The sequence below is a fragment of the Mesorhizobium sp. WSM4815 genome (assembly GCF_055811575.1).
In genome coordinates this window covers 31,952-52,243 of record NZ_JBVVQS010000074.1, presented here as the reverse complement: position 1 = coordinate 52,243, position 20,292 = coordinate 31,952, and the positions used below count along the sequence as shown (strand labels likewise).

Annotated in this window: 21 protein-coding genes and 2 pseudogenes; 13 read left to right on the top strand and 10 right to left on the bottom strand. The window is 64.5% G+C overall.

Annotation, left to right across the window (positions count from 1 at the left end):
* Positions 1–203: 203 nt before the first annotated feature.
* The 7 genes and pseudogenes from AC0L2B_RS03600 to AC0L2B_RS03570 all read right to left on the bottom strand — a co-directional run bounded on the left by AC0L2B_RS03600 (position 204) and on the right by AC0L2B_RS03570 (position 7,702).
* Positions 204–1,133 carry a phosphatidate cytidylyltransferase gene (locus tag AC0L2B_RS03600; RefSeq protein ID WP_473744213.1) on the bottom strand — a complete coding sequence of 310 codons (930 nt, stop codon included), beginning with the start codon at positions 1,131–1,133 and terminating at the stop codon, positions 204–206.
* Between the two features lie 207 nt (positions 1,134–1,340).
* A pseudogene (locus AC0L2B_RS03595) lies at positions 1,341–2,000 on the bottom strand (lysophospholipid acyltransferase family protein); the annotation flags it as partial.
* Positions 2,001–2,008: 8 nt separating this feature from the next.
* Entirely contained in the window at positions 2,009–2,437 is a 429-nt protein-coding gene (locus AC0L2B_RS03590) for a hypothetical protein (RefSeq protein ID WP_027154291.1), read from the bottom strand.
* A 265-nt stretch (positions 2,438–2,702) separates the two neighbouring features.
* Positions 2,703–4,037, bottom strand: a complete 1,335-nt coding sequence (locus AC0L2B_RS03585; RefSeq protein ID WP_473744212.1) for a phosphatase PAP2/dual specificity phosphatase family protein — start codon at positions 4,035–4,037, stop codon at positions 2,703–2,705.
* A 2-nt stretch (positions 4,038–4,039) separates the two neighbouring features.
* A complete protein-coding gene (locus tag AC0L2B_RS03580; RefSeq protein WP_473744210.1) occupies positions 4,040–5,821 on the bottom strand; it encodes a bifunctional alpha/beta hydrolase/class I SAM-dependent methyltransferase in 1,782 nt (593 codons plus the stop codon).
* A 30-nt stretch (positions 5,822–5,851) separates the two neighbouring features.
* Positions 5,852–6,454, bottom strand: coding sequence for a CDP-alcohol phosphatidyltransferase family protein (locus AC0L2B_RS03575; protein ID WP_473517211.1), 603 nt, complete (start codon positions 6,452–6,454; stop codon positions 5,852–5,854).
* Positions 6,455–6,583: 129 nt separating this feature from the next.
* Positions 6,584–7,702, bottom strand: coding sequence for a nucleotidyltransferase family protein (locus AC0L2B_RS03570; protein ID WP_473744209.1), 1,119 nt, complete (start codon positions 7,700–7,702; stop codon positions 6,584–6,586).
* A 269-nt stretch (positions 7,703–7,971) separates the two neighbouring features.
* Here AC0L2B_RS03570 and AC0L2B_RS03565 point away from each other — a divergent pair, with 269 nt between their 5' ends.
* From AC0L2B_RS03565 to AC0L2B_RS03540, 6 genes are read left to right on the top strand one after another with little or no spacing between them, the layout of a single operon-like run.
* A complete protein-coding gene (locus tag AC0L2B_RS03565; RefSeq protein WP_473744207.1) occupies positions 7,972–8,961 on the top strand; it encodes a TIM barrel protein in 990 nt (329 codons plus the stop codon).
* A 39-nt stretch (positions 8,962–9,000) separates the two neighbouring features.
* Complete coding sequence (locus AC0L2B_RS03560; RefSeq protein ID WP_473744205.1) at positions 9,001–10,059, top strand: sugar ABC transporter substrate-binding protein; 1,059 nt, start codon at positions 9,001–9,003, stop codon at positions 10,057–10,059.
* Positions 10,060–10,115: 56 nt separating this feature from the next.
* Positions 10,116–11,669, top strand: coding sequence for a sugar ABC transporter ATP-binding protein (locus AC0L2B_RS03555; protein ID WP_473744204.1), 1,554 nt, complete (start codon positions 10,116–10,118; stop codon positions 11,667–11,669).
* Positions 11,666–12,643 carry an ABC transporter permease gene (locus AC0L2B_RS03550; RefSeq protein ID WP_023799047.1) on the top strand — a complete coding sequence of 326 codons (978 nt, stop codon included), beginning with the start codon at positions 11,666–11,668 and terminating at the stop codon, positions 12,641–12,643. Before AC0L2B_RS03555 ends, AC0L2B_RS03550 begins: the two co-directional genes overlap by 4 nt.
* Positions 12,640–13,518: a MurR/RpiR family transcriptional regulator gene (locus tag AC0L2B_RS03545; protein WP_473744203.1), complete on the top strand. Its 879-nt coding sequence runs from the start codon at positions 12,640–12,642 to the stop codon at positions 13,516–13,518. Before AC0L2B_RS03550 ends, AC0L2B_RS03545 begins: the two co-directional genes overlap by 4 nt.
* Before the next feature lie 33 nt (positions 13,519–13,551).
* Entirely contained in the window at positions 13,552–14,442 is an 891-nt protein-coding gene (locus tag AC0L2B_RS03540) for a ribokinase (protein WP_473744202.1), read from the top strand.
* A 309-nt stretch (positions 14,443–14,751) separates the two neighbouring features.
* On the opposite strand, the pseudogene AC0L2B_RS03535 reads toward AC0L2B_RS03540, so the two are convergent.
* Positions 14,752–15,287: pseudogene (locus AC0L2B_RS03535) on the bottom strand (Hsp20/alpha crystallin family protein).
* A 58-nt stretch (positions 15,288–15,345) separates the two neighbouring features.
* Positions 15,346–15,810, bottom strand: a complete 465-nt coding sequence (locus tag AC0L2B_RS03530) for an Hsp20 family protein (protein WP_091598875.1) — start codon at positions 15,808–15,810, stop codon at positions 15,346–15,348.
* 231 nt (positions 15,811–16,041) lie between these two features.
* Between AC0L2B_RS03530 and AC0L2B_RS03525 the strand changes: the two genes are divergently transcribed.
* Both AC0L2B_RS03525 and AC0L2B_RS03520 read left to right on the top strand, forming a co-directional pair.
* Positions 16,042–16,260, top strand: coding sequence for a hypothetical protein (locus AC0L2B_RS03525; protein ID WP_023799042.1), 219 nt, complete (start codon positions 16,042–16,044; stop codon positions 16,258–16,260).
* Positions 16,261–16,390: 130 nt separating this feature from the next.
* Positions 16,391–16,639 (top strand): DUF982 domain-containing protein, encoded by a 249-nt coding sequence (locus AC0L2B_RS03520; RefSeq protein WP_473744201.1) that lies wholly within the window; start codon positions 16,391–16,393, stop codon positions 16,637–16,639.
* A 153-nt stretch (positions 16,640–16,792) separates the two neighbouring features.
* Here the strand turns inward: AC0L2B_RS03520 and AC0L2B_RS03515 are convergent, their stop codons facing one another.
* Positions 16,793–17,080, bottom strand: coding sequence for an usg protein (locus tag AC0L2B_RS03515; RefSeq protein WP_287173104.1), 288 nt, complete (start codon positions 17,078–17,080; stop codon positions 16,793–16,795).
* Positions 17,081–17,118: 38 nt separating this feature from the next.
* On the opposite strand from AC0L2B_RS03515, the gene AC0L2B_RS03510 reads away from it, so the two are divergent.
* From AC0L2B_RS03510 to AC0L2B_RS03490, 5 genes are all read left to right on the top strand, one after another.
* The gene (locus AC0L2B_RS03510; protein WP_473744199.1) at positions 17,119–17,244 is read left to right on the top strand and encodes a hypothetical protein; all 126 of its coding nucleotides are present in this window, start codon (positions 17,119–17,121) and stop codon (positions 17,242–17,244) included.
* 211 nt (positions 17,245–17,455) lie between these two features.
* Positions 17,456–17,770: a co-chaperone GroES gene (locus AC0L2B_RS03505; RefSeq protein ID WP_236377497.1), complete on the top strand. Its 315-nt coding sequence runs from the start codon at positions 17,456–17,458 to the stop codon at positions 17,768–17,770.
* Between the two features lie 58 nt (positions 17,771–17,828).
* Positions 17,829–19,457, top strand: coding sequence for a chaperonin GroEL (groL, locus tag AC0L2B_RS03500; protein ID WP_473744198.1), 1,629 nt, complete (start codon positions 17,829–17,831; stop codon positions 19,455–19,457).
* Between the two features lie 98 nt (positions 19,458–19,555).
* Positions 19,556–19,771 carry a hypothetical protein gene (locus AC0L2B_RS03495; RefSeq protein WP_091598888.1) on the top strand — a complete coding sequence of 72 codons (216 nt, stop codon included), beginning with the start codon at positions 19,556–19,558 and terminating at the stop codon, positions 19,769–19,771.
* Positions 19,772–19,835: 64 nt separating this feature from the next.
* The gene (locus AC0L2B_RS03490; protein WP_473744196.1) at positions 19,836–20,153 is read left to right on the top strand and encodes a DUF982 domain-containing protein; all 318 of its coding nucleotides are present in this window, start codon (positions 19,836–19,838) and stop codon (positions 20,151–20,153) included.
* Positions 20,154–20,292: the final 139 nt, after the last annotated feature.

Below are 20,292 nucleotides of genomic sequence, written 5' to 3'. Positions count from 1 at the left end.
CCGGTGCTCACGGACCAGCGCATGACCCCGGAAACCTGCGGTTTCCGGAAAGGATCATGCGCCAACCAAAGTGCTAGAGCGTCCTTTGCGCGTCCAATGGACGCGCGGCGCTCTAATGTCCGCTGCGCTCCGGTTCTCGAAACCGCCACCATATGACTCGCCGGAGCGACTTTCGAAACAGCCTCTGAGGTCGTAGCTCGCTCTCACGTCCAGAAATAACGCACCGTGTGAAAGAAAACCGGGGCGGCGAAGACCAGGCTGTCGGCGCGGTCCATCATGCCGCCATGGCCCTCGATCAGATGGCCCCAGTCCTTCACCCCCTGGTCGCGCTTGATGGCGGAGGCGACCAGCCCGCCGAGGAAGCCCATCAGGCAGGCGATGAGGGCGACACCCGCCGCCTGGAGCGGCGAAAACGGCGTCAGAAACGACAGCAGCGCGCCAAGCAGGCTCGACGTCGCCAGCCCGCCGACCAGCCCTTCCCAGGTTTTCGACGGCGAAACCTTCGGCGACATCAGGTGCCTGCCGAACAGCTTGCCGAAGATGTATTGCAGCACGTCGCTGCCTTGCACGGTGATGATCAGGAAAGCGACCAGCAACAAGTTGCGGCCTTCGAAGCCGGGCACGTCGAGCGTCAGCAGCGCCGGCACGTGGCTGACGCAGTAGACCGAGATCATGACCGCCCATTGCTGCGCCGAGATGCGCTCGAGAAAGCGCTCGGTGTCACCGTGCAGCGCGGTGATCGCCGGCATCAGCAGGAAACAGTAGACCGGGATGAAGATGGTGAACAGCCCGTACCAGGCAGTCCACACCAGCCAGTACTGGAACGGGATGATGATGCCGAACATGCCGAGCAGCACCCAATGGTCGCTGCGGCGGCTGTGCGTCAGCGTCACGAATTCGCGCAACGCGGCAAACGAGATCAGCGCGAACAGGATGGTCATGCCGGCGCGGCCAAAGAAGAAGGCAACGGTGATCGCCACCACCATCACCCACCAGGCGTTGATGCGCTGGTTGAGATTGACCAGCGTCGAGGACAGCGGCTTCGGCGCGCGCCACGACAGGAAGCCGGCGACCAGGCTTGCCGTGGTCAGCACCGCAGTTAGGCCGACAACCATGATAAGGGTCTCGTGCATTGGCATGTTGTTCTAGTCGTCTCTTGGAGCGTCGTGGCTGGGAGCATCGTGGCTGTGAGGATCGTGCCTGGGAGCATCGTGTCTGGGAGCATCGTGCCGGATACCGGATCCGGCACGATCTCCAGCTCTTTGGGCTCTACGCTGTTTGGGCGCGACGCTGTTTTGGTCGCATGATGTTTTTCGGAAAACCGGATTCCACTTTTCCGCATCATGCGTTGGCGGGCGGGGGTTCAGCGCCAGCAGTGTTTGGCGGGCGCGCTCGAGAAAGGCGCGGCGTTCCTCGCCGGGCGCAATGGCGATCGGCGCGCCGAAGACGACGCGGCAGAGCAGCGGCACCGGCACGAACTCGCCCTTGGGCAGCACCCGGGACATGTTCTCGATCCAGCACGGGATGAGTTCGACGTCGGGCCGCGCCATCGACAGATTGTAGAGGCCGGAGCGGAACGGCAGCAGCGGCTGGTCGGTCATGTTGCGCGTGCCCTCGGGGAAGATGATCAGCGAATGACCCTCGTCGAGCACCGACAGCATGATCGAGATCGGATTCTGCGCTTCATCGGTCCACTGCCGGTGGATGAGCACCGAGGACAGCATGTCCTGCGCGATGAACCGGCGCAGCCGCGATTTTCCCCAATAGTCGGCGGCTGCCACCGCATGGGTGCGGGCGCGCTGCTTCTCGCTGAGGCAGGCCGACAGCAGGATGAAATCGCCGTGGCTGGCATGATTGGCGAAGTAGATGCGCTGCCGGTCCGACGGCTGGCTGCCGTTCCAGATCGGCCGCACGCCGGTCACCGCCCAGGCCAGCGCCGACAGGCCGACCGAGGTCACGGTCTGCAGCAGGGTGAAGCTCCTTGTGCCGAACTTGCTCATCGTCGGGCTCAGAAAGACAAGGCGACGAGTGACGCCGCCACGAACAGGCCGAGCGCGATGCGCTGCTTCATCAGCAGGCGTTGCGTGCCCGCGATGCGCCGGTCGAGCGAGCGGATGCCGGCAGCGGCCGGTTTGACGCGCATGCGCGCCAGCACGTCGTCTACCGAGGCACCACCGGCGGCCTCGCTGATGTGGCTGGCCATCAGCCAGAACAGCAACGCGTCGAAGGCAAGCAGGGCCGAGACGGCGAGAGTGACCACGCCGCTCGCTGCCGCGACCAGCCAGGCCGCTGCCGCCAGCGTGGTCGCCTGCGGCTGCGCCGCCACGGCAATGACCGGCGCGGCCGCCAACGCGGCCAGCACCAAAAACAGCGGCCACACCGCCTGCGTCATCAGCCCGGCGGCGAACGCTTCGGCCTTGTCTCGATGGGCACTCATGCCGGAATAATCGCTTCAGGTTTGGTGCCGCCCTTTTCCAAGCGCTTGCGCCGCCCCTCATCGCCCTGGCGGGCACTTCTCCCCGTATAGTGACGGGGAGAAGGGGCTGGCCGCGGTGTCGGCGCCATTTCCAAAACGCTGGTGATTGGCGAAACCGCTGATGACGGCGCCCCTCTCCCCGCCACTATACGGGGAGAGGATGCCGGCAGGCAGGTGAGGGGCAGCGCCGACTTTGGCAAGTGGCTTCGTCTATTGCTCGAACTGTTCATGCCGGCTGGTCCACGTGAAGATGCACCGGTCGGCCCGCGGTGGCGAGCTTGTTTCGCGCTTGCACCAGCGTGTCGGCGCGGCCGGTGGCAACCAGCCAGGCGGCGACGGCGCCGGCGCTGCGCTGGAAGCCGAGCGCACAGCAGACCAGCACAGTGCCGTGGCTGCGCGCGTCCTCGATCGCCGCCACCGCCTGCGCCTGCGCCTCGGGCGAGGGCGGCAAAAGATCGACCATGGCGACAGCCGTCCAGCGGCAGGCGACGCGGCGCGGCCGCTCCAGCTCGCCGGCAAGGTCGATCACCGTGCCGAAGGCGCCGGCCTCGGCGACGGTGGGAAAGCGGCCGAGGAAGACACCGTCGGCAATGGCGACATGCGGCGGCAGCTTGCGCGTCCATATCCATGCATTGATCCTGGCGCCAAGCCGGTGGGGCAGCAGCAAAACACGGCTGGCCAGCGAGACGCTGCCGTCGGCCGTTTTCTGGAACACTTTGGCGCCGGCTCCGGCATAGGCGAAGGCAACGATGGCCAGTGCCAGCGCCGGCCACAGCAGGATGAGCCACAGCGCCGAAACGAAGGCGCCGGCAGCGGCGCCGGCCAGCGCCAGCGCTGCGACCAGCGCGTAGAACAGCGCCAGCCGCCGCGCGCCGGCGTCAGCGGTCAGCCGGAAGCCGGCGAACGGCAATTCGCCGTTGCGCGGAAACAGCCACAAGGCGAAAAAGCCGAGCAAAGCGCCGGTCGGGATATCGATGACATGGTGCTGCCACGTCGTCAGCACCGAGGCGCCGATCAGCAGACACCAGGCATGCCAGACGACGCCGGCCATGCTTTTCAGCCGATAGCGCCAATGATCCCAGATGATGACCAGCAGCGCGATGTGCAGCGACGGCGCCTGGTTGAACGGCTTGTCGAAGCCGCCGAGCACCGCGAACATGAAGCCTGGCAGGCCTGATGTCTGCGGCCGCACGAAGGTCGCCGTCAGCGGGAACAGGATGAAACAGGCGACGGCGACGATCTGCGCCGTGAGATAGCGGCCGGCGAGACGATCGACGCCGCGCTTGGTATCGTTGAGCAGCAGCGACAGGCCGTAGAACAGGTTGATCGACCAGTAGGGCACGATCGTCCAGGCGATGAACGGGATGTCGCGCTCCCAGGTGAAGACGATGCTGCCGACATCGTCGCGCTGCGACGCCAGCCAGTTGGCGAAGCCGTAGCTCGCATAGAAGAACGGCGCCAGGAATGCGAGCCACAGCGCCGCGCGCAGCACGATTGCGGCGTACTGCTCGCGCCCAGTGGCGGAAGGGGCAGGGGCAAGACCAAGGACAGGCAAGACCATGCTCAGACGCGCCGCGCGACCGATACGGTGAAGATGCCCCACTGGTCGATGCGCTGGTCGAGCTTTTCGAAGCCGGCCGCCGCCACCAGCTGGTCCATCTCGCCTTGCGTGCGCCGGCGCATCACCCAGGCCTGGCCGCCGCGATGCGAGGTCAGGCTGCGCGCGATCATTTCGAGCTGCGGATGCCAGGGCTGGTTGGTGTAGACAAGCAGGCCGCCGGGCTGCATCGCCCTGGCCAGCCCGCCGAGCGAGCGGGCGACCATGGCGTTGTCGGCAAACAATTCGTAAAGCCCGGAGACGATGGCCAGGTCCGGCGCCGGATCGAGCCCGGCAAGCATCTCGGCGTCGAAGGCATCGGCCTGGCGGAACGAGACGCTGGTCGGCAGGTGCCGCTCGGCGATCAGCTTGCAGCCGAGCGAAACGTTGAGCTCGGAAAAATCCTGCAACCGCACGCTGGCCGGCGGCTCGGTGCATTTGGCGACGGCGTCGAGCACGTAGCGGCCGTGGCCGGCAGCGATATCGACGATATGGACTGTGCGGCCGGCGGCCTTCAGCGTCCCGGTGGCGCTGCCGATCAGCTCTTCTAGATGCAGCTTGCGCTGGCGGATGCCGCGCCAGCCGATGGCGTCGAGAAAGGTGCGGTCGATCATGCGGCCGAGCGGACCGGCGCCCCGCGCCTGGTTCTCGTAGACATAGTCGAGGGTCGAGCCGGAATCGAAGCCGGTGGCTATCCCGGTCTTCATGCCTGACGACAGCCAGGCGCCCGCACGGATCGAGGCGCGGCTCATTGCCCAGTAGAGGCCTTTCGGTGACAGCAAAGCGAGCGGCGAGGCCAGCCGGTCGACCTCGTCGCGTGTGTAGCCAGCGCGGTCGGCCGCGGTCAGGTCGACGGACTTCTGTGGCGTCGAGAACTGGCTTTCGAGGAACGACTTGATCAGGTCGAGTGCCTTGCGGCGGTCGCGCTCGCCCAGCGTGTCGTGGAAGAAGCCGGGCAGCACATGCCGCTGCTTGGCCGGGCTGGCGAGATTGACGAAGAATTCGTGCTGCGGTCCATGCCGCACAACCCAGTCGCTGCCGGAGATCAGCAATTGCGTCGGCACGGTGATGGCGCGGGCATCCGAGACGATGCGGGCGGCGTGGTCGTAGAGCTCGACCAGGATGTTGGAAGCGATCGGCCGCGTGATCAGCGGGTCGGCCTCGAAGGAGGCGATGCGCTCGGGGTCATGCGTCAGGAACTTGGCCTTGACGTAGGAATTGACGAAGAAGCGGCCCTTGATCTTCTGCGACAGCGCAATGCCTTGCTTGGCGAAAGGCACGTAGAGCTTGACCGAGAAGGCTGGCGAGGCCAGCACCAGCGCGCGAATCTGCGGTGCATAATCATGCACCCAGGCGGCGGCGAGCACCGCGCCGAATGATTGCGCGATCAGCGCGATGTCGCGCTGGGAAAAACCGTCTCTGCCGATCTCACGCACCAAACAATCGATGTCGCGCACAAGTACTGCAAAAGACGGCGCATAGCCGCGCTCGCCGGCCGAGCGGCCATTGCCGCGCGCGTCCCAGGCGTAGAAGGCATGGCCGGGCATATCGAGTTCGTCGACCAGATGCGCCATGCGGCCGCCATGCTCGTGGCCGCGGTGGAACAGCACAATCGCGCTCCTGGCGGGTTGCCCGACCGCCGGCCAGTAGCGGTAGAAGATCTCGGTGCCGTCATGGCTGCGGAAGCTGCGCTCCTGCGCCACCCGCTGCTCAACTGCGGAAGCAGCAATCGTCGGTTCGTGAAGCATGTTTTTCCCCAGGCGGATGCGACCGGAATTTCAGTCGCCGCTCCCGTTAAGGCCGCTGCGTATCCGGTTGATGGCGGTCACCAGCGAGAGTGTAGCCATTGCCGGAAACACGAACGGCGTGATCGCGTCCACCCATAGGCCGCAGGCGACGAGGACGGCGACGATGCCGAGCGCCAGCGCCCGATCGCTCTTGCCGAACGGCCCGGCATAATTGCGCCCGGTGCCTGCCGCGATGCCGAGCACGCCGGCGAACTCCACAAGCATTGCTGTGACGGCAAAGGCGACGACCCCCCAGGCAGGGAAGAGAGCGGCAAAGGCCAGGATCAGCGCCAGGTCGGAGACGGCGTCGCAGAGTTCGTTGAGATACATGCCGAGTTTTGAGGCCTGGCCATGTTCGCGCGCAAGCATGCCGTCGATGGCGTTGAGCGCCATGCGCGCAAACAGCACCACCGGCATCAGCAGCAAGACCGCGCGATGGCCGGCAAGGGCTGCGACCACAACGCCGGTGGCAACCGACAGGGCGGCAGCCAGCAGCGTGATCTGGTTGGCGGTGACGCCGGCCGCGGCCAGCCGGTCGGCGAGCGGCCGCAGCCTGGCCTGGAAGGCCGGTTTCAGCGCATAAAGCGTCGGCATGTGCGAACCCCCCCGGCCGCGGTGCAACTGCGGCGAGGATGATCAATTGGCGCGCAAGACGCAAGGGCGGCCAGCGGTTGTACAGGGTTACGATCAGCAGCGCCCGCCCGGAACCTTTATGCGCAGGCCCTACGGCTTCGGTGCGGCCGCCACGTCTTCAAGGTGGAATTCGCTAGGATTTCTTTCCAGCTTTCGAATAGCGCGGGCCAGCGCCGGCAGGACGGTTTCGCGCGTGCCGTGGTCAATCTGGGACAGTGTCTGGCGTATGGCTTCTTTCCAGGCCGCACCGCGGCCATATGCCTCCATGAAAGCATCGGCCAGATCTTCCGACTGCCGTTGTTCGATCATGGCTTCCATGATGGTTGCAGCCTGCATCTTGTCCTTGCGGCTCTTGGCGGTGCCGTCGTTGTCCGTCCGGCGGCGGCTGGCGATGATGAGCTTATGGATCGCGTACCGTTCGGGCGAAGGCACGTTCACCGGCACGCCGGCGCCGTGCAGGAGAACGGCCCGGATCGGTTCGTATATCAGGAAATCGAGAAAGCGCAGGGGCTGCGCCGACGCGCCACCAAGCGCGGGCATGGTTGTAGGATGACCCTCGTAGTCGGCCGAACCGGTGTTCGGAGTCAGGAATTCGACCCTGTATCCGGAGCGAGACGAGTATTGCGTCGTGAAGCGGCCATCAGCCTGGTGCGGAATCTCTCGGAATGTCGGGTCGACTTGCCTCAGCGTATCGAGCACGGGTGGCATTTTGTCATCGACGGCCGTCGAGATCGAATGAAACTGCGCAAAATCGGCATCGCCGGTGACCATTGACGTGCTAGGTAGGCGAACGCCAAGGACGGCTGGATAGCATTGGTAAGCGACGGTACCGACCAGGACGCCACGAAGTCTGAAGAAGCCAGCTTCGGCGAGTGCCTGGACAATGTCGCCGGTCTTCCTTTCCGGCCGTGGCAGGTAGGCTTCGCGAACGAGTGTCGAAACCAGCTTTCGCCGCTCTTTGATGTCGGCTTTCAGGTCTTTGAAGTTTTCGACCCTCCTGGTGATTTCAGGATCGTCGACGGGGCCGACATATCTGCGTGTTTTGCCGCCGTCAGGGCTAGGTAGGTCGAGATACCAGTAGCGGCGGCCTTTCACCTCGGCTGTGACAAAGCGGCCGCCGATGTTGAATTCCGTCGAAAACGCGGCGTCCAGCGACCGCTGCGCCAACTCGGAATAGAGCGTCTGGTATGTGTGGGGTATTTGCTGCATGGGCGTTGTTACCGTTTTCGCGAAAAGGGTAATAACACAACTTCGCTGCCACGGCCATCATTGAGTTGTTACCGTTTTTGCGAAAACGGTAACAACTGCGCTTAAAGCATCATGAACGCGGATCAAATCGTGCGTCAGCAGTTCGTCTCTTCGTGGCCGCCTGCTCCTCTCTATGTACGCTGTACCGTCGCCCAGTCTTGAATCAAACGGCACATCCGACTTTACAAATAAACTATAGTATGTGAAGTTATGTCCAAGAAAGGTCATCCATGACAGCCAATCGTTTCGCCACACGCCTGAATTCCTTTGCCTCGCGGCCGCAGGCCGAATGGCCGGAGCTTGTCGGCAAGCCGTCCATGCTGCAGATGGCTGCGCGTGCGGCGAAAGTTGCGGGGCTGACCGACCTTGACCTCAACTTTCCCGATCATGTCGATGAAAAACCTGTGGAAATGGCGCGAAAACTCGGCGACATCGGGCTTTCCATCAATGGTTTTGCCATGCGCTACTACTCCAATCCGGCCTTCAAGCTCGGCGCCTTCACCAATCCGGATCCGGCAGTTCGCCGCGAAGCCATCGACCTGACCAAGGCGGGCATCGACGCCGCGCGTGAGGCCGGCGCCAATCTGATGACGCTGTGGCTCGGCCAGGATGGCTTCGACTATGCTTTCCAGGCCGATTACGCGACGCTATGGCAACACGAAATTGATGGTATTCGTGAAGTGGCAGCGCATGATCCCGACTGCCTGATCAGCCTGGAGTACAAGCCCAACGAGCCGCGTTCCTACAGCCTGATGCCCGACGCGGCGACGACCTTGCTGGCGATCCGCGAGATCGGCCTGCCCAATCTCGGCGTGACGCTCGATTTCGCCCATGTGCTCTATGCCGACGAGCAGCCGGCCTTTGCCGCAGCACTTGTGGCGCGCCACAGCAAGCTCTTGGGCGTGCATCTCAACGACGGCTACGCCAAGCGCGACGACGGCCTGATGGTCGGCGCGGTGCATACGCTGCAGACGATCGAGCTGCTTAGGCAGATCCGCCGCGACGGCTACGCCGGCGCCATCTACTTCGACACATTTCCCGACATGACCGGGCTCGATCCGATCCACGAATGCGAAGTCAACATCGCCACCGTCAAGCGCATGCTGCGCGTCGTCGAGCGGCTGGAGAAGGACAATCGCCTGTCCACCGCCATCGACCGCCAGGACGCGGTCGCGTCGCAAGCCATCATCCAGGAAGCCATGCTCGGGCCGGAGAACTGAGGCTCGGCCTCAAAATCGTTCAACAAGGGAGGAAAGACCATGAAATTTCTGCTTGCCACCGCCACCGCTGCGTTGATGGCGTTGTCCATCGGCTCCGCCTATTCCTCCGACCTCGCGCCGCTCAATTCCGACACCGAAAAGGACCGCATCGACTGGTCGCAACTCGAGGCCAAGTTCGGCGCGTTGCCCAAGCTGCCCGACGGCACCAGGGCGGGCGCCGTCTCCAAGACGCTGACCAACGAATACTGGCGCTCGCTGGGTGAGGGCTACAAGTCGTTGGGCGATCGCGTCGGCGTGCCGGTCGTCTACCAGGCGGCGCAGAGCGAGGGCGACCAGCTCGGCCAGCTGACAATCGCCGAAGGCCTGGTCACGCAAGGCTACAACGTGCTGCTGGTCTCACCGCAGACCGACTCCAACCTGCAGCCGATCATGGAACAGGCCAAGGCCGCCAACGTGCCGGTGGTCAATGTCAATGACGCGGTCATCCCGCAGGCCGAGCACTATGTCGGCAATGTCCAGCGCGACAATGGCGTGCGCGTCGCCAAATGGTTCATCAAGAACCGGCCGGACGGCGGCAAGGTCGCCATCGTCGAAGGCCAGGCCGGCGTCTATGCCGCAGTCCAGCGCACGGATGGCTTCAAGGCCACGATCACCGAGACCGGCAAGTTCGAGGTCGTCGCCAGCGTGCCCGGCAATTGGGATCGCCAGACCTCCTACGACGCTGCCAGCAACATCCTGCAGCAGCACCCCGACCTGATCGGCTTCTATGCCAACAATGACGGCATGGCACTGGGCATCGTCGAGGCGGTCAAGGCCGCCGGCCTGCAGGACAAGGTCGCCGTCTTCGGGACCGACGGCATCTCCGACGCCTATGCCTCGATCCGCGCCGGCGAACTGACCGGCACCGTCGACAGCTTCCCGGTGCTGACCGGCGAGGTGGCGCTGGAATCGGCGCTGCGGCTGGTGGCCGGGCAGAAGCTGCCGCGCGTCGTCGCCACGCCGCAGGCGCTTATCACCAAGGACAATGCCGACCGCTATTCCGGCGCCGGCGACGCCGTGCGCAAGGCGCTGCTCGAGGACGCGGCAGCGGGCAATTAAGGGCAGGACTGCGGGTGCCGGCCGGGCTGGCGCCCTTTGCCTGGAGAATAGAACCAATGTCTGTCCCGCGGCTGCAATTCGAGCGCATTTCCAAGGTGTTTCCGGCGGTGCGAGCGCTGAGCGATGTGTCCTTTTCCGTCGGCGCCGGCGAAATCCATGGCCTGCTCGGTGAGAACGGCGCCGGCAAATCGACGCTGCTGCGCATCCTGTCGGGGGTCTACAGGCCGACCGCCGGAAGCGTGCTGATCGACGGCAGACCGGTGGCGCTGAACAATCCGGTCGCGGCGCGCGCCGCGGGCGTCGCCATGATCCATCAGGAATTGCAGCAGGTGCCGCATCTCAGCGTCGCCCAGAACATGTTCCTCGGCCATCCGCTGACGCGCGGCGGCATCTTCGTCGCCCGGCGCGAGCAGGAGCGCCGCGCCGCGGAAGCCCTTGCCGCCCTCGATCCGACCATCGATCCGGCAGTCCCGCTCGGCAGCCTGAAGGTCGCGCAGCGGCAGATCGTCGAGATCGCCCGGGCGCTGCTCGATCGGGCACGCGTCGTGGCGATGGACGAGCCGACATCGAGCCTGACGCCGAGCGAGTTCGAGCGGCTGGCCGAAGTCATTGCCGGGCTGGCGCGCGACGGCGTCGCGGTCGTCTATGTCTCGCACAAGCTGGACGAGGTGTTCGGCATCTGCCAGCGCGCCACAATCATGCGCGACGGCGTCGTGGTCGGATCCGTCGATCTGGCGCAAATGTCGGAAAAAGCCGTCGTTTCGATGATGGTCGGACGCGAGCTTGCCCAGGAACAGCACCGCTCGCACGCCTCCAGCAAGGTCAGACTGAGCGTGCGTGGCCTCGCCTCGGCAACCAAGGTCCATGACGTCTCGTTCGACCTGTACCGCGGCGAGGTGCTGGGCATTGCCGGCCTGGTCGGCTCGGGCCGCACCGAACTGCTGCGGCTGCTGGCCGGCGCCGACCGCGCCTCGTCGGGCAGGGTCGAGATCGACGGCAAGGCCATAAAACTCGCCAATCCGCGCGACGCCATCGCCGCCGGCATCGGCCTGGTGCCGGAGGAGCGCAAGCGCGAAGGCATCGTGCCGTTGCGGTCGATCTCCAGCAATATGGCGCTGGCCTCGATGGGCGTGTTCGCACCGCGCGGCGTCATCGATCACACCAGGCTGAAACGGGTCGCGGCCGAGAAGATGAAGCGGGTCAATTTGCGCCCGTTCCTGCTCGACCGGCCGATCCGGCTGTTCAGCGGCGGCAACCAGCAGAAGGCGATCATCGGCCGCTGGCTGGCGGCGGGAACGCGCATCCTTTTGTTCGATGAGCCGACGCGCGGCATCGATATCGGCGCCAAGGCGGAGATCTACCATTTGATCGAGGAGCTTGCCGCCGAAGGCCATTCGGTCGTCGTCGTGTCGTCCGAGCTTCCCGAGGTGATCCGGCTCGCCGACCGCGTGCTGGTCATGCGCGATGGCACGGTCGCCGCCGAGCTCGACCGGGCTGATCTCAGCGAACAGGCGATCGCGGCGCACGCCATACCCCAATCGGAGACGCAAGGCCGGCAAGGCGCAAGGCCATCGGGCCGGCAAGGCATAACGGACAGGACGAGCGGATGACTGATGTAACCGAACACACAGCAGCGCGCCCACGGGCTGAATTCCTGCACCGGTTTTCGCTGCGCGACGCCGGCACGCTGATCGGCCTGGTGGTGATCCTCGCCGTCTTCGGCGCGCTGGTCCCGGGCTTCTTTGCCGAGCGCAATTTGATCAACATCCTGCAGCAGTCGAGCATCAACGCCTGCCTGGCGTTGGGCATGACGCTGGTGATCATCTCGGGCGGCATCGATCTGTCGGTCGGGCCGACGGCAGCCCTTTCGGCCGTCATCTCGGCCTCGATGCTGGTTGCCGGCGTGCCGTTCCCACTGGCCATCGCCGCCGGCTTCGCCATCGGCCTCGTCTGCGGCCTGCTCAATGGCGTGCTGGTCGCCTATGTCGGGCTGCAGCCTTTCATCGTCACACTGGGAACGCTCAGCACCTACCGGGCGCTGGCGCTGATCTATACCGGCGGCAATCCGGTGCTCGGCCTGCCAGCCGGCTTCCGCGCCATCTTCAACGGCTCGCTGTTCGGATTGCCACTGGCGGTCATCATCGTGGCCGTGGTCGCGCTGATCGCCTGGATCATCCTCAAGAAGACGCCTTTCGGCGAATATCTGCTCGCCGTCGGCGGCAATGAGGAGGCGGCCTACATAGCCGGCGTGCCGATCGCTCGCACCAAGATCGCCGCCTACATGATCTCGGGCCTGCTGGCGGCCCTTGCCGCGCAGATCCTGATCGGACGGCTGGGTGCCGCTGAGCCCATTCTCGGCAATCTCTGGGAGCTCGATGCCATTGCCGCGGCGGCCATCGGCGGCGCCTCGCTGATGGGCGGCAAGGGCAGCGTCGTCGGCACCATCCTGGGCGCCGTCATCCTCGGCACCATGCGCAACGGCCTGACGCTGATGAATGTCCAGTCCTTCTATCAGCTCTTGGCAACTGGCCTTATAATCCTCGCCGCGATGCTCATCGATCGCGTGACGAGGGGACGTGGATGACCTTGACCAGCCTGGATCTGAAAGCAGTAGGACCGCGGATCCGCATGATGATGCCGCATTTGACACCGCTCGAGGCGAAGGTGGTGGAAACCGTATTCGGACGGCGCGGCTTCGACGAGACCATTCCGCTCAAGCAGATCGCCGAAGAAGCCGGCGTGTCGGAGGCGATGGTGGTGAAGATCGCCAAGAAACTGGGCTTTTCCGGCTATCGCGACTTCCGCACCGCGGTTTATGAATACAGCCGCCTGCCGACCGCCGAAATGCACCAGGAACTGTCGGTCGACGACAGCTCGGCCGAGATCGTCCAAAAAGTGTTCCGCACCTCGATCCAGGCGCTGGAGGAAACGCTGGCGATCCTCGACATGGACGATTTCGACCGCGCCGCCGATCTTTTGTACCGCGCCAGGAACCGCGATTTCTATGGCGTCGGCGGTTCGGCGCAGATCGCGCGCGACGTCTCGCACAAATTCCTGCGCATCGGCATCCGCGCATCCGTCTACGACGATTCGCACATGATGCTGATGTCGGCCTCGCTGCTCGGCGCCGACGACATCGCGGTCGGCTTCTCGCATTCCGGCAACACCAGCGCCGTCATCGATGCCATCCATCTCGCCCGCAAGAGCGGTGCGCGGACGCTGGCGATCACCAATTACGACAACTCGCCGCTGGCCGCCGTCGCCGACATCGTGCTGTGCTCGACCGCGCAGGGCTCGCCATTGATGGGCGAGAACGCGGCGGCGCGCATCGCCCAGCTCAACATTCTCGACGCGCTGTTCGTCGCGGTGGCACAGCGCGACTACCAGGCGGCGGAGCGCAATCTCGGCCGCACGATGTCGGCGGTGATGTCGAAACGCCGGGACAAGGGCGGTTCATGAAAGATTGGGGCGGCTCATGAAAGATCGGGGCACATGACGGCTCCGCTGGTCACCGTGTTCGGCAGCCTGCATTACGACATCATGGTCGAAGCGCCTGAGCGCCCGCGCAAGGGCGAAACCGTAACCGGCCATGCCTGGCAGCCGAAATGCGGCGGTAAGGGCGGCAACCAGGCGGTCTCGGCGGCGCGGGCCGGCGTGCGCTCGGCAATGATCGGCGCCGTCGGCGATGACGATTTCGGCCGCGCGCTTGTCGGCAATCTCGCGCGCCGCGGCGTCGACAGCCGCTTCGTGCGGGTCGCACCTGGCGCCGGCTCGGGCATGAGCGTGGCGATCTTCGACGCCGGCGGCGATTATGGCGCGGTGATCGTCTCGGGCAGCAATCTCACCTTGGGCGAGAACGACATCGTGGCCGCGACCGAGATGGTTGCGCAAACGGCGGTGCTGCTGCTGCAGAACGAGGTGCCGGAAGCCGCCAACATTGCCGCAGCGCGGGCGGTGAAGGCGCATGGCGGCCGCGTCGTGCTCAACGCCGCCCCCGCGCGAAAACTGTCCGGCGAATTGATCGCACTCACCGATATCGTCATCGTCAACGCCATCGAGGCGGAATTTTTGGCCGGCGTTGCGGTCGTCGATACGCTCGAGGGTGCTGGCGAGGCGGCACGCATGCTGATCGATTTCTACCCGGCGGCGATCGTCACGGCCGGCGGGGAGGGCGTTGCCTATTGCGGCCGCGACGGCCAGGCGTTCGCGCGGGCCGCCCTTCCGGTGAAGGTGGTCAGCACCCATGGCGCCGGCGACGAGTTCGTCGGCGCGTTCGCGGCAGGCCTTGCCCGCGGCCATCGGGTCGAGGCCGCACTTGCTGCCGCCAACGCCGCCGCGGCCTTGCTGGTCGCCACGCCGGAACGGCAGCGCGAGGCGATCTGAGACGGGTGGCTGCCTCCGCCCGCGATCGTGACACGAAGCGGATGGCGAGGACTTTTCACAGGCCGATAAAGCCGACAATTGATACGAAAGCCCGCCACCCCCATGGGATGGCAAGGGGATGACGGGCTCCGTAGCCTGTGCGCCAGGAACGCCACGGTAGCGACGCTGCTACTCAATGCTCCGTAGATACTCACTATGCGGCCTTCGCGCCCTCAGGCGCATCGGCCAAACAAATGAAGCCCGCGCCTTTGGCGGGGAGCGCGGATCTGCGCAGCCGGGCGCGGCTGGCGCGTCCGGCTGCCGATGTCGTCAGTGCTTGCTCTTGCCGGGGCTGGCGGCACTGCCACTGATGGCGATGCGCTTGGCTTTCGTCCGTGCGCGCTCCGTCTTGGGCAGCGTCACGGTGAGCACGCCGTTATGGAAGGCGGCGTTCACCTTGTCCTCCTCGACCTCGTAGCCGAGCGGGATGCGGCGCTCGAAGCGGCCGTAGAACCGCTCGGAGAACTGCCTGTCTTTGTCTTCGGTCTCGGAGCGCTTCTCGCCACGCAGCGTCAGCACGCCGTCATCGAGCATCACCTCGACGTCCTTTTCGTCCATGCCGGGAATTTCCGCGGTCACGCGGATCTCCTTCTCGCCGTCGGCGATTTCGACGCTCGCCAGCTGCCGCGCGCCGACGAAAATCCGCTGAGCATCGGCATGCGCGTTTCGAAGCCGCGGAAGGCGTCGTCGATCAGGCGGTTCATCTCGCGATGCAACGCCATGAACGGGTCGCGGTCCTCGTCACGATACAAGCTGGGAACAGGACTGTTCTCCCGGCCCCAGGGTATGAGATCACGAATAGCCATTGCTGTTCTCCTTTCTCGACTGGTTGTGTCAAAGGCGAACGCCAGAGATCGCCTTCGCTCAGGCGGCCTGCTTCGGCTTCTCGACCTGTCCGGCCTTCGGCGCGCCGTCTTGCTTGGCGATCGTGATGCGACGCGGCTTCATCTCTTCGGGCACTTGGCGAACGAGGTCGATCGTCAGCAGGCCGTTGTTGAGCGAGGCGCCGGTGACCGTCATGTGATCGGCAAGCTCGAAGCGCCGTGTGAACGGTCGCACCGGAAGGCCGCGATGGAGATATTCCACCTCGTCCTGTTCCTTGCGCTCGCCCGAGACGATGAGAAGGTTCGGCTCGTGGCTGATGTCGAGGTCGTTCTCGGAAAAGCCGGCGACGGCGATCCTCACCCGATAGGTGTTCTCGTCGCTTCGCTCGATGTCATAGGGCGGCCAGGTTTCGACTGCCTGAGGCGCGTTTTCCAGCAGGTTGAAGATGCGGTCGAAACCGATGCTCGACCGATAGAGCGGGGAAAAGTCGAATGCGGTTCTCATAGCTACATCCTCCGTGGAGCAACATAGTACGAGGGGCGCCAAAGAGCTTGGCGCTCCCTGGGTTCTGCCGGTCCCATTCGGCAACCGGCAATTTTCATCTGGTTATTGTCAGGCCGAAATCAAGACCCAGATTCTGTCCCGCTGCCAGAATTTTTGTTGCCGGATTGTACTGGTAATGCCGGTTTCAACCGACGTTTGAGGGTCGCGCCGGCACGCCGCATGGAGGACATCATGACCATGACACGCGACGACATCATTTCGGTGCTGGGCCCTGTCGACGACGCCGTGATCGCCGACATCGCCTCGACCGGCGCGACGATCGAAGAGTTGCGCGAGGCCTTTGCCTGGGTCGGCGCCGATGAGGCGCTGGTCAACGAGGGCCGCCCGCTGCCGTCGGCAAGGGTGGCGACGCTGATCGGACTTCTCGAACCGCCGGACGACGACATATAGCGCCGGGTTTCGGCAAGCAGACTGGGAGACGGGGGAGGTCTTGAAGCGTGCAGCCATACGAACCATCTCGTCAGTCGGGCGCCGATCGGGCCGCCTTCCTGGTTATTCTCAAAAAGAAAAGGAGGAAGTGATGAACGACGTCCTATTTTCCGAGCCGATCACGCTCAAGCTCCAATCCGTCGGAGAGCGCAAGGTCGCCAGCAGCTGGGAAGCCATCGAATGCATGCAGCAATGGCCGGACCGGGCGCGCGGCCGCAACTGGCGCGCAGCCTATCGCGCCTGCCGCGACGCGCTCGACGGTTGGCGCACCGCCCGCGAGGCGCGCACCGCCTTCGTCAAGGCGGCACGCACCGCCGGACTGCTGGTCACGGGACGTTAATCCACCTGAATATCAATCCACCTGAACGCCAATGAACCTGAAGCGGGGGAACCTGAAGCCGGGGAACCTGAAGCCGGGGAACCTGAAGCCGGGGCGGAAGCGCTGTGCTGCAGAGGCGGCGCCTTTCATGAAAAGCGCCACCTTTTTTCTATTTCACTGCAGCGTAATGACGCCGTCCACCGCCCGCCATTCGGAGGGCTGAATCAGACGGTGATGGGCGACGCGCACGGAATGCAGCGGGCCCTCGATCTCACGTTCCCAAAATTCGAGGAAATGCTTCAGCGTCGGGAAATCCGGGGCGATGTCGTATTGCTGCCAGATGAAGAGCTGCAGCAGGTCCCGATAGTCGGGAAGACGATAATGGATCTCTGCCGTCGTCAGGCCAAAACCCTGCATCTGGAGCTGGAATTCGTTACTGACCTGGAACTCATTGCCGACCATGGCCGTCTCCTTTCCGAACGATCGGATCCATCCTCCGCATGCAAAAACGCCTTCGCTTCCTCATCGGTTCCGGCCGCCAGGCAGACGGTGCCGGGATCGACGACGATGTCGGAAGGTTGCGCCCCGATTTCAAGCCGCATCCGTCGTTTCAAATCCTGGAATAGCGCCATTATTACAGTGCGTTATTACGGTGCGTTGGCACTCGGCAACGGCGAGTGCTAAAATTTTTTCGGCGTCCTCTTGAAAGGCTGGATAGGCAGACTAATTCGATAGGCGCGTGATGCCTGAGCAGGGGTCGCGCACCGTCGCACCGACCCACTGGTCGGCTGCGAAGGGAGGTCCAAGAATATCTGTTTGTCCCATGAGGAGAACGACATGGCGTTCCGTCCATTGCATGACCGTATCCTGGTCCGCCGCATCGAGGTCGACGAGAAGACCGCGGGCGGCATCATCATTCCTGACACAGCCAAGGAGAAGCCGCAGGAAGGCGAGGTCATCGCCGCCGGCCCCGGCGCGCGCGACGATAGCGGACAGTTGCAGCCGCTCGACGTCAAGGTCGGCGACCGCATCCTGTTCGGCAAATGGTCGGGCACCGAGATCAAGCTCAACGGCGAGGACCTGCTCATCATGAAGGAAAGCGACGTGCTGGGCGTGATCGAATTGACCGACAAGATGCAGAAGGCCGCCTGAGCGGGGCCTGAACAAGCAATCAGTCAACGAAAAGCTGCCTATTTGAAGGAGTTATCCAATGGCTGCCAAGGATGTGAAATTCCATACCGAAGCCCGCGAGAAGATGTTGCGCGGTGTCAACATCCTCGCCGACGCGGTGAAGGTGACGCTCGGTCCCAAGGGCCGCAATGTCATCCTCGACAAGTCGTTCGGCGCCCCGCGCATCACCAAGGACGGCGTTACCGTCGCCAAGGAAATCGAGCTTGAGGACAAGTTCGAGAACATGGGTGCGCAGATGGTGCGCGAGGTCGCCTCGAAGACCAGCGACATCGCCGGCGACGGCACCACGACCGCTACCGTTCTGGCGCAGTCGATCGTCCAGGAAGGCGCCAAAGCGGTTGCCGCCGGCATGAACCCGATGGACCTGAAGCGCGGCATCGACAAGGCGGTCGACGCCATCGTCGCCGAACTCAAGGCCAATGCCCGCAAGGTGACAAGGAACGACGAGATCGCCCAGGTCGGCGCCATCTCGGCCAATGGCGATGCCGAGATCGGCCGCTTCCTCGCCGAAGCGATGGAAAAGGTCGGCAATGAGGGCGTCATCACGGTCGAGGAGGCCAAGACCGCCGAGACCGAGCTCGAAGTGGTCGAGGGCATGCAATTCGATCGCGGCTATCTCTCGCCCTATTTCATCACCAACCAGGACAAGATGCGCGTCGAGCTCGAAGAGCCCTATGTGCTGATCCACGAGAAGAAGCTGTCCAACCTGCAGGCCATGCTGCCGGTGCTCGAAGCCGCTGTGCAATCGAGCAAGCCGCTGCTGATCATCGCCGAGGATGTCGAAGGCGAGGCGCTGGCGACGCTGGTCGTCAACAAGCTGCGCGGTGGACTGAAGGTCGCCGCCGTCAAGGCGCCGGGTTTTGGTGACCGCCGCAAGGCGATGCTGGAAGACATTGCCATCCTGACCGGCGGCACGGCAATCAGCGAGGATCTCGGCATCAAGCTCGAAAACGTCACGCTGGAGATGCTCGGCCGCGCCAAGAAGGTTCTGATCGAGAAGGAGAACACCACGATCGTCGACGGTGCCGGCCGCAAGGACGAGATCCAGGCGCGCATCAGCCAGATCAAGGCGCAGATCGAGGAGACCACCTCCGACTATGACCGCGAGAAGCTGCAGGAACGGCTGGCCAAGCTCGCTGGCGGCGTCGCCGTCATCCGCGTCGGCGGCTCGACCGAGGTCGAGGTCAAGGAGCGCAAGGACCGCGTCGACGACGCCATGCACGCCACCCGCGCTGCGGTCGAGGAAGGCATACTGCCCGGCGGCGGCGTGGCGCTGCTCAGGGCGGCGAAGGCGCTCGACAATGTCGCCGTCGACAATCCCGACCAGAAGACCGGCGTCGAGATCGTGCGTCGGGCCATCGAGCAGCCGGTGCGCCAGATCGCCGAGAATGCCGGTGCGGAAGGTTCGATCATCGTCGGCAAGCTGCGCGAGAAGACCGAATTCGGCTATGGCTGGAACGCCCAGACCAACGAGTTCGGCGATCTCTACGCGCAGGGCGTGATCGACCCGGCCAAGGTGGTGCGCGCCGCTCTCCAGGACGCCGCGTCGGTCGCCGGCCTGCTGGTGACCACCGAGGCGATGGTGGCCGAGAAGCCGAAGAAGGAAGCTGCCGCACCGGCAATGCCCGGCGGTGGCATGGACTACTAAGGTCAGGCCTCCAAAGCGAGGCTTCTGAACGGCAGATGGACCGTGTCCGCCAAAGCGGGCACGGTCTTGCCGGTCCGGACCAATGAGGAGCAGGCGCCATGGATGTGATGGACAGTTTTGGAAAGATCGCGGCGCCGACCCGCCCGAAGAACGATTTCAACTATGAAACCGATTGCAGGGCGGCGCTGGCGCCCTTGGTCGACGGCTTGCTGGACATGGCCGAGCAGGCCGGCTGGGATCGCCGCAAGGCGGCCTATACGCTGATGTTCCTGTCGGCCCAACGCGTCGGGGCCGGCCAGGAGGAGCGTAAATGATTGCCGCGCGCATGCGCGAATGCCTGCGCCTGTTGGAGACAGTTGAACCGGAAGGGAGAGTGTCATGGACCGTTCTTCTTTTGAAAAGCCGGTCACCATTCTGACCGGCCTCGGCACGCCGACCAGGATAGAAAGCGCGGCTGAGGCCTATGCGCTGCTTGCCGACTGGCCGCGGGCGAGCCGGACGGCCGCGCACGACATCGCCGCCAAAGCCTGCCGGGCGGCGATGGACGGAGAGATCGACGCCGAGACGGCACGGGCGACCTTCGTGGCGTTCGCCCGCCGCAACGATCTTCTCGCGCCGCAGACGAGTTCTACGGTTGCGGGTGGACCGGTCATCGATTGGGCAACGCGTTCGCAGCGTGTCAACGCACCGGCGTGAACGCGGCTTTCCTTCTCCCCTTGTGGGAGAAGGTGGCCGCGAAGCGGCCGGATGAGGGGTGTTCCAGCTTGGCAATTTGCTTGAAATCGCCTCATTCCTTCCAGCACCCCTCATCCGGCTTGGCGCTTCGCGCCAATCC

Bases quoted from the DNA above. Each gene is read 5' to 3' on its own strand.
- AC0L2B_RS03515 (WP_287173104.1), bottom strand. From the start codon at position 17,080: ATGGTCGGCAATGAGTTCCAGGTCAGTAACGAATTCCAGCTCCAGATG.
- AC0L2B_RS03490 (WP_473744196.1), top strand. From the start codon at position 19,836: ATGGACCGTTCTTCTTTTGAAAAGCCGGTCACCATTCTGACCGGCCTC.
- AC0L2B_RS03585 (WP_473744212.1), bottom strand. From the start codon at position 4,037: ATGGTCTTGCCTGTCCTTGGTCTTGCCCCTGCCCCTTCCGCCACTGGG.
- AC0L2B_RS03560 (WP_473744205.1), top strand. From the start codon at position 9,001: ATGAAATTTCTGCTTGCCACCGCCACCGCTGCGTTGATGGCGTTGTCC.
- AC0L2B_RS03540 (WP_473744202.1), top strand. From the start codon at position 13,552: ATGACGGCTCCGCTGGTCACCGTGTTCGGCAGCCTGCATTACGACATC.
- AC0L2B_RS03510 (WP_473744199.1), top strand. From the start codon at position 17,119: ATGCAAAAACGCCTTCGCTTCCTCATCGGTTCCGGCCGCCAGGCAGAC.
- AC0L2B_RS03565 (WP_473744207.1), top strand. From the start codon at position 7,972: ATGACAGCCAATCGTTTCGCCACACGCCTGAATTCCTTTGCCTCGCGG.
- AC0L2B_RS03580 (WP_473744210.1), bottom strand. From the start codon at position 5,821: ATGCTTCACGAACCGACGATTGCTGCTTCCGCAGTTGAGCAGCGGGTG.
- AC0L2B_RS03545 (WP_473744203.1), top strand. From the start codon at position 12,640: ATGACCTTGACCAGCCTGGATCTGAAAGCAGTAGGACCGCGGATCCGC.
- AC0L2B_RS03525 (WP_023799042.1), top strand. From the start codon at position 16,042: ATGACCATGACACGCGACGACATCATTTCGGTGCTGGGCCCTGTCGAC.
- AC0L2B_RS03590 (WP_027154291.1), bottom strand. From the start codon at position 2,437: ATGAGTGCCCATCGAGACAAGGCCGAAGCGTTCGCCGCCGGGCTGATG.
- AC0L2B_RS03495 (WP_091598888.1), top strand. From the start codon at position 19,556: ATGGATGTGATGGACAGTTTTGGAAAGATCGCGGCGCCGACCCGCCCG.
- groL (WP_473744198.1), top strand. From the start codon at position 17,829: ATGGCTGCCAAGGATGTGAAATTCCATACCGAAGCCCGCGAGAAGATG.
- AC0L2B_RS03570 (WP_473744209.1), bottom strand. From the start codon at position 7,702: ATGCAGCAAATACCCCACACATACCAGACGCTCTATTCCGAGTTGGCG.
- AC0L2B_RS03550 (WP_023799047.1), top strand. From the start codon at position 11,666: ATGACTGATGTAACCGAACACACAGCAGCGCGCCCACGGGCTGAATTC.
- AC0L2B_RS03530 (WP_091598875.1), bottom strand. From the start codon at position 15,810: ATGAGAACCGCATTCGACTTTTCCCCGCTCTATCGGTCGAGCATCGGT.
- AC0L2B_RS03575 (WP_473517211.1), bottom strand. From the start codon at position 6,454: ATGCCGACGCTTTATGCGCTGAAACCGGCCTTCCAGGCCAGGCTGCGG.
- AC0L2B_RS03555 (WP_473744204.1), top strand. From the start codon at position 10,116: ATGTCTGTCCCGCGGCTGCAATTCGAGCGCATTTCCAAGGTGTTTCCG.
- AC0L2B_RS03600 (WP_473744213.1), bottom strand. From the start codon at position 1,133: ATGCACGAGACCCTTATCATGGTTGTCGGCCTAACTGCGGTGCTGACC.
- AC0L2B_RS03520 (WP_473744201.1), top strand. From the start codon at position 16,391: ATGAACGACGTCCTATTTTCCGAGCCGATCACGCTCAAGCTCCAATCC.
- AC0L2B_RS03505 (WP_236377497.1), top strand. From the start codon at position 17,456: ATGGCGTTCCGTCCATTGCATGACCGTATCCTGGTCCGCCGCATCGAG.